The sequence below is a fragment of the Pseudomonas sp. MWU12-3088 genome (assembly GCF_023242405.1).
GTDB lineage: Bacteria > Pseudomonadota > Gammaproteobacteria > Pseudomonadales > Pseudomonadaceae > Aquipseudomonas > Aquipseudomonas kribbensis.
This window is the reverse complement of sequence record NZ_JALJEA010000010.1, coordinates 80,533-93,331: the sequence shown is the minus strand read 5'-3', so window position 1 is coordinate 93,331 and position 12,799 is coordinate 80,533. Positions and strand designations below refer to the sequence as shown.

At 61.5% G+C, this 12,799-nt stretch carries 10 protein-coding genes; 9 read left to right on the top strand and 1 reads right to left on the bottom strand.

Features of this window, described 5'->3' with window-relative positions:
• Nucleotides 1–41: 41 nt before the first annotated feature.
• From rng to tldD, 4 genes are all read left to right on the top strand, one after another.
• A complete protein-coding gene (gene rng / locus M5B98_RS22030) occupies nucleotides 42–1,499 on the top strand; it encodes a ribonuclease G (protein ID WP_065260839.1) in 1,458 nt (485 codons plus the stop codon).
• Between the two features lie 75 nt (nucleotides 1,500–1,574).
• Nucleotides 1,575–5,378 carry a YhdP family protein gene (locus tag M5B98_RS22025; RefSeq protein ID WP_248743963.1) on the top strand — a complete coding sequence of 1,268 codons (3,804 nt, stop codon included), beginning with the start codon at nucleotides 1,575–1,577 and terminating at the stop codon, nucleotides 5,376–5,378.
• A 58-nt stretch (nucleotides 5,379–5,436) separates the two neighbouring features.
• A complete protein-coding gene (locus M5B98_RS22020) occupies nucleotides 5,437–6,297 on the top strand; it encodes a carbon-nitrogen hydrolase family protein (RefSeq protein WP_248743962.1) in 861 nt (286 codons plus the stop codon).
• Nucleotides 6,298–6,302: 5 nt separating this feature from the next.
• Entirely contained in the window at nucleotides 6,303–7,745 is a 1,443-nt protein-coding gene (gene tldD / locus M5B98_RS22015; RefSeq protein WP_085711794.1) for a metalloprotease TldD, read from the top strand.
• A 51-nt stretch (nucleotides 7,746–7,796) separates the two neighbouring features.
• Here tldD and yjgA read toward each other — a convergent pair whose 3' ends face one another.
• Nucleotides 7,797–8,321 carry a ribosome biogenesis factor YjgA gene (gene yjgA, locus M5B98_RS22010; protein ID WP_115076552.1) on the bottom strand — a complete coding sequence of 175 codons (525 nt, stop codon included), beginning with the start codon at nucleotides 8,319–8,321 and terminating at the stop codon, nucleotides 7,797–7,799.
• A gap of 108 nt (nucleotides 8,322–8,429) precedes the next feature.
• Here yjgA and pmbA point away from each other — a divergent pair, with 108 nt between their 5' ends.
• The 5 genes from pmbA to M5B98_RS21985 all read left to right on the top strand — a co-directional run bounded on the left by pmbA (nucleotide 8,430) and on the right by M5B98_RS21985 (nucleotide 12,782).
• Nucleotides 8,430–9,776 (top strand): metalloprotease PmbA, encoded by a 1,347-nt coding sequence (gene pmbA, locus M5B98_RS22005; protein ID WP_114881423.1) that lies wholly within the window; start codon nucleotides 8,430–8,432, stop codon nucleotides 9,774–9,776.
• A gap of 160 nt (nucleotides 9,777–9,936) precedes the next feature.
• Complete coding sequence (locus M5B98_RS22000) at nucleotides 9,937–10,344, top strand: FagA protein (RefSeq protein WP_248743961.1); 408 nt, start codon at nucleotides 9,937–9,939, stop codon at nucleotides 10,342–10,344.
• Nucleotides 10,325–11,701: a class II fumarate hydratase gene (locus tag M5B98_RS21995; protein WP_248743960.1), complete on the top strand. Its 1,377-nt coding sequence runs from the start codon at nucleotides 10,325–10,327 to the stop codon at nucleotides 11,699–11,701. Before M5B98_RS22000 ends, M5B98_RS21995 begins: the two co-directional genes overlap by 20 nt.
• A 27-nt stretch (nucleotides 11,702–11,728) precedes the next feature.
• Complete coding sequence (locus M5B98_RS21990; RefSeq protein WP_085711789.1) at nucleotides 11,729–12,169, top strand: hypothetical protein; 441 nt, start codon at nucleotides 11,729–11,731, stop codon at nucleotides 12,167–12,169.
• Nucleotide 12,170: 1 nt separating this feature from the next.
• Complete coding sequence (locus tag M5B98_RS21985) at nucleotides 12,171–12,782, top strand: superoxide dismutase (protein WP_248744056.1); 612 nt, start codon at nucleotides 12,171–12,173, stop codon at nucleotides 12,780–12,782.
• The last annotated feature ends 17 nt before the right edge of the window (nucleotides 12,783–12,799 follow it).

Below are 12,799 nucleotides of genomic sequence, written 5' to 3'. Positions count from 1 at the left end.
ATGCGGCCATTATCGTGAACATGCCTGAACGAGACCCTGCCATGAGTGAAGAGATTCTGATCAACATCACGCCGATGGAATCGCGCGTGGCGGTGGTCGAAAACGGTGTGCTGCAAGAAGTGCACGTCGAGCGCACGCAAAAACGCGGGATCGTCGGCAACATCTATAAAGGCAAGGTCGTGCGGGTACTGCCGGGCATGCAGGCGGCATTCGTCGACATCGGCCTGGACCGTGCGGCGTTCATCCACGCTTCGGAAATTTCCCTGCGCGAAGGCCCGGCCGTGGAAAGCATCAGCGCGCTGGTGCATGAAGGCCAGAGCCTGGTGGTGCAAGTCACCAAGGACCCGATCGGCTCCAAAGGGGCGCGTCTGACTACTCAACTGTCGATCCCTTCGCGTTATCTGGTGTACATGCCGCGCACCGCTCACGTCGGCATTTCCCTGAAGATCGAAGACGAAGCCGAGCGCGAGCGCCTGAAACAGGTGGTCAGCGATTGTGTGGCCAAAGAAGGCATCAAGGAGGCCGGCGGCTTCATTCTGCGTACCGCCGCCGAAGGGGCCGGGGCCGATGAAATCCTGATGGACATCCGCTACCTGCGACGCCTGTGGGATCAGATCAACGAACAGATCAAGACCATCGGTGCACCCAGCGTGATCTACGAAGACCTCGGTCTGGCCCTGCGCACCTTGCGTGACCTGGTCAGCCCGAAGATCGAGAAAATCCGCATCGACTCCCGGGAAACCTTCCAGAAAACCACGCAGTTCGTCGCCGAACTGATGCCTGAAATCGCCGATCGTCTGGAACACTATCCGGGTGAGAGGCCGATTTTCGACCTGTACGGCGTCGAAGACGAAATCCAGAAAGCCCTCGAGCGCAAGGTGCCGCTGAAGTCCGGCGGTTATCTGGTGGTGGACCCGGCAGAAGCCATGACCACCATCGACGTCAATACCGGCGCGTTCGTCGGGCATCGCAACCTCGAAGAAACCATTTTCAAGACCAACCTCGAAGCCGCCACCGCGATTGCCCGGCAGATGCGCCTGCGCAATCTGGGCGGGATCATCATCATCGACTTCATCGACATGGAAGACGAAGAGCACCAGCGTCAGGTACTGCGAACCCTGGAAAAACAGCTGGAGCGCGATCACGCCAAGACCAACATCATCGGCATCACCGAGCTGGGTCTGGTGCAGATGACTCGCAAACGGACTCGCGAAAGCCTGGAGCAGGTGCTGTGTGAGCCTTGCAGCAGTTGTCAGGGACGCGGCAAGCTGAAGACGCCGGAAACCATTTGCTACGAGATTTTCCGCGAGATCCTGCGCGAGGCCCGGGCCTATCAGGCCGAGGGTTATCGCGTACTGGCGAACCAGAAAGTCGTCGATCGGCTGCTCGATGAAGAGTCCGGTAACGTCGCCGAGCTTGAAGGGTTTATCGGGCGCACCATACGCTTCCAGGTGGAAACCATGTATTCCCAGGAACAATATGACGTGGTGCTGCTCTGATCCCCTGCGTCACCTTTTTCCTGAAACGGCTGGCCTCAGCTTTTTGCAGTATTTTTGCCATGGGAGCCAACTGACATGGAACGTCTGACACGCATTTTGGCTGCACTGACTCGCTGGGGGCTGGGCCTGTGCGCGTTGGTTCTGGTTTTGATGGCGTTGTACGTCAGCCTCGGCCGGGAACTCACGCCACTGGTGGCCGAATACCGTACCGACATCGAAGACAAGGCCAGCGCTGCCTTGGGCATGCCGTTGCAGATCGGTGAGCTGGAAGGCAGCTGGAGCGGCTTTGCGCCGATCCTGTTGGCTCGTGACGTCATTGTCGGCAGCGGTGCCAATGCTTTGCGTCTGGATCACGTGCGCGCAGTGCCGGACCTGTGGGCCAGTCTGCTGGCCCGGGAAGTACGTATCGCGCATCTTGAACTCAATGGTCTGAAGATCAGCCTCAAGGAGGGTGAGGACGGCCAATGGACGCTCGAAGGCTTGCCGGTGCAGAAGGATCAGCCCATGGATCCCGAGCAACTGTTCAACCGCATGCAAATGGTCCAGCAATTGTCGGTGCTCGACAGTCAGGTGACGTTGCAGCCGCTGGAACAGGCACCGCTGACCCTTACCTACGTCGGACTCAACCTCAAGACCGGCCTCAATCGCCAGCGCCTCGACGCACGGTTGACCTTGCCCGACGGTCAACCCGTCGCACTGAGCCTGCGTACGCGGATTCGCGCCAGTCAGTTGCAGGACAGTGCGGTCGAAGGCTATGTCAGCCTGCCGCAAAGCGACTGGGCGAAATGGTTGCCCGAGCGCCTGACCCAGCAATGGAATTTCTCCGAGATCAAGGCCGGCGGCGAGCTCTGGGTCAACTGGAGCGAGGGCGCGCTGCAAAGCGCCGCCATCCGCCTTAACGCCCCGCAACTCAACGGTGCCTACGCCGAGCGCAAGCCGATCCGGATCAACAACCTGGCCCTCAACGGTTACTTCGAGCGCAGTGCCGAGGGCGCGACCGTCACCCTCGATTCGCTGGCGATGAATTTTGGCGAAACCCGTTGGGAGTCCCGTGTCCAGGTCAAGCAGACCGCCGCCACCGACAAGGTTGACGAGCTCTGGCACCTGCAGGCCGATCGCCTCGATCTGACGCCGATCACCCCGTTACTCAATGCGCTGGGCCCGCTGCCACAAGGCTTTGCCACCGTAGTCGAGCATTTGAAAGTGACCGGTGGCTTGCGCAACGTACTGCTGGATTTCCGCCCGAACGCCACCGACGACAGCAAATTCAGTTTCGCCGCCAACCTCGATCAGGTCGGTTTCGACGCCTATCACGGTGCACCCGCAGCGCGGAATGTCAGCGGCAGCCTGACCGGCAACCTCGGCGGCGGTGAGCTGCGCATGGACAGCAAGGACTTCGTCCTGCACCTCGATCCGATCTTCGCCAAACCATGGCAATACATTCAGGCCAACGCCCGGTTGACCTGGAAGCTCGATAAGGAAGGTTTCACCCTGATCGCGCCGTACCTGAAGGTGCTCGGCGAAGAGGGCAAGATTGCCGGCGATTTCCTGATTCGCCTGCATTTCGACCACACCCAGGAAGACTACATGGACCTGCGGGTCGGCCTGGTGGACGGTGACGGTCGCTACACCGCCAAATACCTGCCGGAAGTCCTGAGCCCGGCCCTCGACGAATGGCTGCGCACGGCGATTCTCAAAGGCGCGGTGGATCAAGGGTTCTTCCAGTATCAGGGTTCCCTGAACAAAGGCGCCGCAGATGCGGATCGCAGCATCAGCCTGTTCTTCAAGGTGCATGACGCCGAACTGGCGTTCCAGCCGGGTTGGCCGCACGTGAGCAAGGTCAGCGGCGATGTGTTCATCGAGGACAGCGGTGTGCGCATCGTCGCCAGCAAGGGGCAGTTGCTTGATACTCAGGTCAGCGACGTCTTCGTCAATATTCCCCATGTGCCGAGTGGCGAGCACAGCCATATGTTCCTCGACGGCGGGTTTGCCGGCGGCCTGGGCGATGGCTTGAAGATTCTCCAGGAAGCGCCGATCGGCACCGCCGACACCTTCGCCGGCTGGGAAGGCGAGGGTGATCTGCAAGGCAAACTCAAACTGGATGTGCCGTTGGCCAAGGGCGATCAACCGAAGATCCTCGTGGACTTCAAGACCGCCAATGCGCGATTGAAGCTGGCCGAGCCCAAGCTGGAATTGAGTCAGCTCAAGGGGGATTTCCGTTTTGACAGCGCCAAGGGCCTGAGCGGACAGAACATCAGCGCCCGGGCCTTCGACAAACCGGTCACCGCGCAGATATTTGCAGACGGCGGCCCCGGCAAGCTCAAGACCCGGGTGGCGGCGTCGGGGCAGGTCGAGGTCAAGAAACTCACTGACTGGCTCGGCGTGACTCAGCCATTGCCGGTGTCCGGGACGATTCCTTACCAGTTGCAAGTGAATCTGGACGGTGCCGACAGTCAATTGATGGTCAGCTCCAGTATGAAGGGCGTGGCGGTGGATCTGCCTGCGCCGTTCGGCATGACCGCCGATGTCGGGCGTGACACGGTGTTCCGCATGACGTTGCAAGGGCAGGAGCGGCGTTACTGGGTCAATTACGATCAACTGGCCAACTTCACGTTCGCCGCGCCGCCGAGCAATTTCGCCGATGGCCGCGGCGAGTTGTTCCTCGGCGCCGGCGAAGCGGTATTGCCGGGCAACAAAGGCTTGCGCATACGCGGCGTGCTGTCGGAGCTGGACGTCAAACCCTGGCAGGATCTGGTGGACAAGTACGCCGGTCAGGACCCGGGCGGCAGCGCCAAGCAACTGCTCAGCAGCGCGGACTTCAAGGTCGGCAAACTGACGGCCTTCGGCACGACGCTGGATCAGGCAGCGGTGCAACTGGATCGCAAGCCCGGCGCCTGGGCCCTGGCCCTCGACAGTCAGCAGGCCAAAGGTACCGCAGCCATTCCAGACGCCAAGGCCGCGCCGATTGTGGTGAACCTGCAATACGTTCGCCTGCCGGCGCCGGACCCGACGGTGCAGGCAGACGAGAACGCACCTGACCCTCTGGCCTCGGTGGATCCGACCAAGATCCCGGCGCTCGATATCACCATCAATCAGCTGTTCCAGGGCCAGGACCTGGTCGGTGGCTGGTCGCTGAAAGTCCGGCCAACGGCCAAAGGTATCGCCCTGAACAATCTGGACATGGGTCTCAAAGGCATTTTGTTGCAGGGCAGCGGTGGCTGGGAGGGGACACCTGGCGTTACCAGCAGTTGGTACAAGGGCCGGATCGGCGGCAAGAATCTCGCCGACGTGCTCAAGGGCTGGGGCTTTGCGCCGAGCGTGACCAGCGAAGAATTCCATATGGATGTCGATGGCCGCTGGCCGGGCTCGCCGGCGTGGCTGGCGACCAAGCGCTTCTCCGGCACGCTCGATGCGTCGCTGAACAAGGGCCAGTTCGTCGAGGTCGAGGGCGGCGCCCAGGCATTACGGGTGTTCGGTCTGCTCAACTTCAACTCCATCGGCCGGCGTCTGCGCCTCGACTTTTCCGACCTGTTCGGCAAAGGCTTGAGCTATGACCGGGTCAAGGGATTGCTGGTGGCGAACAACGGCGTGTATGTGACGCAGGAGCCGATCAAACTGACTGGACCGTCGAGCAATATTGAACTGAACGGGACGCTGGATCTGGTCGGCGATCAGGTCGACGCCAAATTGCTGGTGACCCTGCCGGTGACCAATAACCTGCCGATCGCGGCGTTGATCGTCGGTGCACCGGCGGTCGGCGGCGCGCTGTTCCTGATCGACAAACTGATCGGTGATCGCGTGGCGCGGTTCGCCAGCGTCAAATACACGGTCAAAGGCCCGTGGAAAGAGCCGAAAATCACCTTCGACAAGCCTTTTTGATCAGCCAGGCTATAAACCGATGGAGTAGCATGGCTGCCTACCTCTTGCGGAGTTCGCCATGTCTTTTGCGGTGATTCAAATGGTCAGCCAGGGCGACGTGCTGGCCAATCTGCGCGATGCCCGGCGTTTGCTCGAACAGGCGGCCAGCGCTGGCGCGAAGCTGGCAGTGCTGCCGGAAAACTTCGCCGCCATGGGGCGTCGTGACATCGCCGATATCGGCCGCGCCGAAGCACTCGGTGAGGGCCCGATCCTGCCGTGGTTGAAACAGACCGCCCGCGACCTCAAGTTATGGATAGTGGCCGGCACCTTGCCGTTGCCACCGGCGGGGCAACCCGAAGCGAAATCAAATGCCTGCTCGTTGCTGGTGGACGATCAGGGCGAAATCGTTGCCCGCTATGACAAGTTGCATCTGTTCGATGTGGACGTGGCGGACAATCGCGGGCGTTACCGCGAATCCGATGACTATGCTTATGGCAGTCATGTGGTCGTGGCGGACACACCGGTTGGCCGGCTCGGCCTGACGGTATGTTATGACCTGCGCTTCCCGGAGCTGTACAGCGAATTGCGTGCGGCCGGGGCTGAACTGATTACCGCACCGTCGGCCTTCACCGCGGTGACCGGTGCGGCGCACTGGGATGTGTTGATCCGTGCACGGGCCATTGAAACCCAGTGCTACGTGTTGGCGGCAGCCCAGGGCGGGACACATCCGGGGCCGCGGGAAACCTTTGGCCACGGGGCGATTGTCGATCCGTGGGGCCGCGTGCTGGCGCAGCAGGAACAAGGCGAAGCCGTGTTGCTGGCCGAACGCGACAGCAACGAACAGGCGTCCATCCGGGCGCGAATGCCGGTGACCGGTCATCGGCGGTTTTTTTCGCAGGGCGCACAGCGACCTGCTTCAGAACACGAATTTAAGGCGTAAAACCTATGAGCGAGTTGTTGTCCTCAGTCAGTGATCACCTGTTGGCGCCCGGCGGCGTGACGATCGAGAGCCTGCAAGGCGTGCTCGGTGATCTGGCGGGTCCAGGCATCGATGCGGCCGACCTGTATTTCCAGGGGCAGATTTCCGAGTCCTGGTCGCTGGAAGACGGCATCGTCAAGGAAGGCAGTTTCAACCTCGACCAGGGTGTCGGCGTGCGTGCGCAGTCCGGCGAGAAAACCGGTTTCGCCTACAGCAACGCGATCACCCTCGAAGCCCTCGGCGCGGCGGCCCGTGCAGCCCGTTCGATTTCCCGCGCCGGGCAGAACGGCACCGTGCAGGCGTTCAGCACCCAGGACGTCGCCCAGCTGTATGCGCCGGACAACCCGCTGGAAGTGCTGAGCCGCGCCGAAAAAGTCGAACTGCTCAAGCGCATCGACGTCGCCACCCGCGCCCTCGACCCGCGTATCCAGCAGGTCAGCGTGAGCATGGCCGGGGTCTGGGAGCGGATTCTGGTAGCTTCGACCGACGGCGGCCTGGCGGCCGATGTGCGTCCGCTGGTGCGTTTCAATGTCAGCGTGATCGTCGAGCAGAATGGCCGTCGCGAACGTGGCGGCCATGGCGGCGGCGGGCGTACCGACTACCGTTATTTCCTCGCCGAAGACCGCGCCATGGGCTATGCCCGTGAAGCGTTGCGCCAGGCGCTGGTGAATCTGGAAGCGATCCCGGCACCGGCCGGTACCTTGCCGGTCGTTCTGGGTTCGGGCTGGTCCGGTGTGCTGCTGCACGAAGCGGTGGGTCATGGTCTGGAAGGTGATTTCAACCGCAAGGGCAGTTCGGCCTACAGCGGGCGCATGGGCGAGATGGTTGCATCCAAACTCTGCACCATCGTCGATGACGGCACGCTGGCCGGTCGTCGCGGCTCCCTGAGCGTCGACGACGAAGGTACGCCGACCGAGTGCACCACGCTGATCGAAAATGGCGTGCTCAAGGGCTACATGCAGGACAAGCTCAATGCGCGCCTGATGGGCGTGGCCCGCACCGGCAACGGTCGTCGCGAATCCTACGCACACCTGCCGATGCCACGGATGACCAACACCTACATGCTTGGCGGCCAGAGCGATCCGGCGGAAATCATTGCGTCGGTGAAGAAGGGCATCTACTGCGCCAACCTCGGTGGCGGTCAGGTCGACATCACCAGCGGCAAGTTCGTGTTCTCCACCAGCGAGGCGTACCTGATCGAGGACGGCAAGATCACTGCGCCGGTCAAGGGCGCGACGTTGATCGGCAACGGCCCGGAAGCGATGAGCCGGGTGTCGATGGTCGGTAACGATCTGGCGCTGGACAGCGGTGTGGGCACATGCGGCAAGGACGGGCAGTCGGTGCCGGTGGGCGTGGGTCAGCCGACGCTGAAAATCGATGCGATCACCGTGGGTGGCACGGGCGCATAAGAAGGGGTGGAGCTTCGGGTGGCGCGCAGTGCGGCCACCCGGTGGCGAATATCAACGCAGACCGCGTTGAGTCTCGTCCAGCTCACGGATGTACTTGAAGATTTTACGGCTCGAGGCAGGAGGCTTGTTGTGCGCAACCTCGTGCTGGGCCTGACGGATCAGGGAACGCAGTTGCTGGCGATCGGCGTCCGGGTAATCGACGACGAATTTCTCCAGCACGGCATCGTCACCGGCGATCAGGCGGTCACGCCAGCGTTCGAGGTTGTGGAAACGCTCGTTGTACTGACGGGTAGAGGCATCGAGTTGATCGAGCAGGGTGAGAATCGCGTCAGTGTCCTGATCGCGCATCAGTTTGCCGATGAACTGCAAGTGCCGTTTACGCGCGATGTTCGCGGTGTGCTTGGGCGCATCGGCCAGGGCCCGGCGCAAAGCGTCGGTCAATGGCAGTTTCGCCTGCAAGTCGGGCTTGAGCGTTGTAAGGCGCTCGCCAAGGTCAACCAGAGCATGCAGCTCGCGTTTGACCTGGGATTTGCTTTTTTCTCCCGTATCGAGGGAGTCGTCGTAAGAATCAACCATGGTGGCAGTCCGCAAAGAAACGCCGCCATGATAACCAGTCGGGGGCCGCTTGTCCGGCCCGGTCGCTCGAAGGCCCCAGCCGAAAGCAGAATTTGAGTGGAGATGAGCATGAGTGCAGTTGAAAGCGTCGGCCCACAGGCATTGCCGGCACTGCAGGAACAGGTCGAGCAGATCATCGCCGAAGCCAAGCGCCAGGGTGCCAGTGCCTGCGAAGTGGCGGTGTCGCTGGAGCAGGGCTTGTCGACGTCGGTGCGTCAGCGTGAAGTCGAAACGGTCGAGTTCAACCGCGATCAGGGCTTTGGCATCACCTTGTATGTCGGTCAGCGCAAGGGCTCGGCCAGCACGTCCGCCACCGGACCAGATGCGATTCGCGAGACCGTTGCTGCGGCGCTGGCGATTGCCAAGCACACTTCCGAAGACGAAGCCTCGGGACTGGCCGATGCCGCGCTGATGGCCAGGGATATTCAGGATTTCGACCTGTTCCACCAATGGGACATCACCCCGGAACAGGCCATCGAGAAAGCATTGCTCTGCGAAGCCGCCGCGTTCGACGCCGATGCACGCATCAAGAACGCCGATGGCACCACGTTGAGCACTCATCAGGGCTGCCGCGTGTACGGCAACAGCCACGGTTTCATCGGTGGTTATGCGTCGACCCGGCACAGCTTGAGCTGCGTGATGATCGCCGAGGCCGATGGCCAGATGCAGCGTGATTACTGGTACGACGTGAATCGCCAGGGCAGTTTGCTGGCCGACCCGGTGAGCATCGGTCAGCGTGCCGCACAGCGTGCCGCGAGCCGTCTGGGCGCGCGTCCGGTGCCGACCTGTGAGGTTCCAGTGCTGTTTTCCGCCGAGCTGGCGGGCGGGTTGTTCGGCAGTTTCCTGTCGGCGATTTCCGGCGGTAGCCTGTACCGCAAATCGTCCTTCCTTGAAGGCACGCTGGGGCAGAAGCTGTTCCCGGAATGGCTGACCATCGACGAGCGCCCGCACCTGATGCGTGCCATGGGCAGTGCGTCGTACGACGGTGACGGTCTGGCGACCTATGCCAAACCGTTCGTCGAAAAAGGCGAACTGGTGTCGTACATCCTCGGCACCTACTCCGGGCGCAAACTCGGCATGCCGAGCACCGCCAACGCCGGCGGTGTGCACAACCTGTTCGTCACCCATGGTGATGAAGATCAGGCCGCACTGCTGCGGCGCATGGGCCGTGGGCTGCTGGTCACCGAGTTGATGGGCCATGGCCTGAACATGGTGACAGGCGATTACTCGCGTGGTGCGGCGGGTTTCTGGGTCGAGAACGGTGAAATCCAGTTCGCAGTTCAGGAAGTGACCATCGCCGGCAACATGCGTGACATGTTCAAGCAGATCGTCGCGGTCGGTAACGATCTGGAGCTGCGCAGCAATATTCGCACCGGTTCGGTGTTGATCGAGCGGATGACGGTCGCGGGCAGCTAAGCCCGGGCCAATACAAAAAGGCGCGCCACCCGATTGGGTGGCGCGCCTTTTTTGTGTCCGGAATTTATTAGAGCTGGTCGGGGCAGCTAAAAAAGCCACTCTTGTTTTGGTTCTCATTATCATCTAATAATAAATCTCATTATCGGATGAGCCCAGGATCATGAGTTCTGCCTTGCACGAGCAGCCGTACCTCGAAAGCTGGCGCTGGATGAGTCGCCAGATCCGTTGCGCCATGGATCCCGACGAACCGCGTCTGATCGAACACTACCTGGCCGAAGGCCGGTATCTGGCCTGCTGCACGGCGACCTCGCCCTGGACTGTCGCTGAAACCTCTTTCCGTCTGCTGCTCGACACGGCCACCGACACCGCGTTGCCGTGGCACTGGCGCAGCCTCTGTCTCGATCAGGCCTGGCGCCCATTACGTGAGATGGAACGCCTGTCGCTGTGCAAATGCCGGCTCAAACGCTGGCAAAGCTACACCTGGCAGCTCGCCACCTGCGAGTTGCAACCCTCCATTCCTCTCATTGAATTAGTCCAAGGATTTACCGATGACCAAGACACGTATTGAGCGCGACAGCATGGGCGAACTGCAGGTGCCGGTGGACGCTCTCTACGGCGCGCAGACCCAGCGCGCAGTGGATAATTTCCCGATCAGCGGCATGCCGATGCCGACCCAGTTCATCCGCGCGTTGATCCTGGCAAAAGCCGCTGCCGCCCGGGCCAACGTCGAACTCAATCAGCTCAGCGCCGCGCAAGGCAAGGCCATCAGCGACGCGGCCCAGGGGCTGCTTGAAGGTGACTTCATGCAGCATTTCCCGGTGGATATCTTCCAGACCGGTTCCGGCACCAGCTCCAACATGAACGCCAACGAAGTGATCGCCACCCTGGCCAGCCGCCTGCTCGACGAGCCAGTGAATGCCAACGATCACGTCAACTGCGGGCAGAGCAGCAACGACATCATCCCGACCACCATCCACGTCAGCGCCGCGCTGGCCCTGCACGAGCAACTGCTGCCGGCGCTGCTGCATCTGGTGCAAGTCATCGAGCGCAAGGCCGAACAGGTGCATCACCATGTCAAGACCGGCCGTACTCACTTGATGGACGCCATGCCGGTGCGCATGAGCCAGGTACTCAACGGTTGGGCGCAGCAGCTCAAGGCCAATATCGGTCATCTGCAGGACTTGTTGCCAAGCCTGCAATCTCTCGCCCAGGGCGGTACGGCGGTCGGCACCGGGATCAATGCGCATCCGGAATTCGCCGCGCGTTTCAGTCGTCAACTCAGCCAACTGACCAATGTGCAATTCACTCCGGGCAAGGATCTGTTCGCGCTGATCGGTTCGCAGGACACCGCCGTGGCCGTTTCCGGCCAGCTCAAGGCCACCGCCGTGTCGTTGATGAAAATCGCCAACGACCTGCGCTGGATGAACTCTGGCCCGCTAGCCGGCCTCGGTGAAATCGAACTGGAAGGCCTGCAGCCGGGGTCATCGATCATGCCGGGCAAGGTCAATCCGGTGATTCCGGAAGCCACCGCCATGGTCGCCGCGCAAGTGATCGGCAATGACTCGGTGATCACCATCGCCGGTCAGTCGGGCAATTTCGAACTGAACGTGATGCTGCCGATCATCGCCCAGAACCTGTTGAGCAGCATCGAGTTGCTGGCCAATACCAGCCGTCTGCTGGGTGACAAAGCCATCGCCAGCTTCAAGGTCAACGAGTCGCGCCTCAAGGAAGCGCTGTCGCGCAACCCGATTCTGGTCACCGCGCTCAACCCGATCATCGGTTACCAGAAGGCCGCCGAAATCGCGAAGCAGGCCTATAAACAGGGTCGCCCGGTAATCGACGTCGCGCTGGAACACACCGACCTGTCGCGCAGCCAGCTGGAAGAGTTGCTCAATCCCGAGAAACTCACCGCCGGCGGCGTGTAAACACCGCAACCGCTTTGGAGGCTCATCATGGAGCACTGGAAACGCACGATCGAACGGGCCAATCGCTGCTTCATGCTGGGCGAGTTGATCGACGCCCGCGAGGCCTATCTGCAGGCCCTCGCTTTGGCGCAAGTGCTGTTCGAGCGCTGGGCCGATGCCGACGAAGCGGTGGCGGCCTGCGTCATTTCCCATCACAACCTGGCCGATCTGCATCTGCGTCTGAACCAGCCGGAGGAGAGCGCCGAATACCTCTGCGCGATCCATCAGCGCCTGTTGCAGACCATGCAGGACGAGCGCCTGCGCCCGGCCCTGCGTGAAGCGGCGCTGCGTCAGAGCAGCAAGACCTATGTCGAGCTGCTCAATTTCATCAGCGAACACGGCGAATACCCGCGCACCCAGCGCTTGCTGCACCCGGATACCGGCAATGCGCGCCGCGTGCCTGCCCAACATCACCATGGAGTCCACTGAAATGGCTTTTACCCTGCCAGCCCTGCCTTACGCCTATGACGCACTGGAACCGCACATCGATGCGCAGACCATGGAGATTCACTACACCAAGCATCACCAGACCTACATCAACAACCTGAACGCTGCGGTCGAGGGCACCGAATTCGCGGAATGGCCGGTGGAAAAACTGGTCGCCAGCGTCCACCAACTGCCGGAAAAGCTGCGTGCGGCGGTGATCAATCAAGGTGGCGGTCATGCCAACCATTCGCTGTTCTGGGAAGTGATGGTGCCTGGTGGTGGCGGCAAACCGGATGGTGCGCTGGCCAAGGCGATCGATGAGCAACTGGGCGGCCTCGACAGCTTCAAGGAAGCCTTCACCAAGGCTGCGCTGACCCGCTTCGGCAGTGGCTGGGCGTGGCTCAGTGTCACCCCGGACAAGAAACTGGTGGTGGAAAGCAGCGGTAACCAGGACAGCCCGCTGATGGGCGGCAATACGCCGATTCTTGGACTCGACGTGTGGGAGCACGCCTACTACCTGCGTTATCAGAATCGCCGCCCGGAATACATCAGCGCGTTCTACAACGTGATCAACTGGCCTGAAGTCGCTGAGCGTTATCAGGCTGCACTGGTTTAAGTCTCCTATAAAAACAA

What these genes read in the sequence shown, in the direction of transcription:
- tldD (WP_085711794.1), top strand. Translation starts at nt 6,303, where the DNA reads ATGAGCGAGTTGTTGTCCTCAGTCAGTGATCACCTGTTGGCGCCCGGC.
- M5B98_RS21985 (WP_248744056.1), top strand. Translation starts at nt 12,171, where the DNA reads ATGGCTTTTACCCTGCCAGCCCTGCCTTACGCCTATGACGCACTGGAA.
- yjgA (WP_115076552.1), bottom strand. Translation starts at nt 8,321, where the DNA reads ATGGTTGATTCTTACGACGACTCCCTCGATACGGGAGAAAAAAGCAAA.
- M5B98_RS21995 (WP_248743960.1), top strand. Translation starts at nt 10,325, where the DNA reads ATGACCAAGACACGTATTGAGCGCGACAGCATGGGCGAACTGCAGGTG.
- M5B98_RS22020 (WP_248743962.1), top strand. Translation starts at nt 5,437, where the DNA reads ATGTCTTTTGCGGTGATTCAAATGGTCAGCCAGGGCGACGTGCTGGCC.
- M5B98_RS22000 (WP_248743961.1), top strand. Translation starts at nt 9,937, where the DNA reads ATGAGTTCTGCCTTGCACGAGCAGCCGTACCTCGAAAGCTGGCGCTGG.
- M5B98_RS21990 (WP_085711789.1), top strand. Translation starts at nt 11,729, where the DNA reads ATGGAGCACTGGAAACGCACGATCGAACGGGCCAATCGCTGCTTCATG.
- rng (WP_065260839.1), top strand. Translation starts at nt 42, where the DNA reads ATGAGTGAAGAGATTCTGATCAACATCACGCCGATGGAATCGCGCGTG.
- pmbA (WP_114881423.1), top strand. Translation starts at nt 8,430, where the DNA reads ATGAGTGCAGTTGAAAGCGTCGGCCCACAGGCATTGCCGGCACTGCAG.
- M5B98_RS22025 (WP_248743963.1), top strand. Translation starts at nt 1,575, where the DNA reads ATGGAACGTCTGACACGCATTTTGGCTGCACTGACTCGCTGGGGGCTG.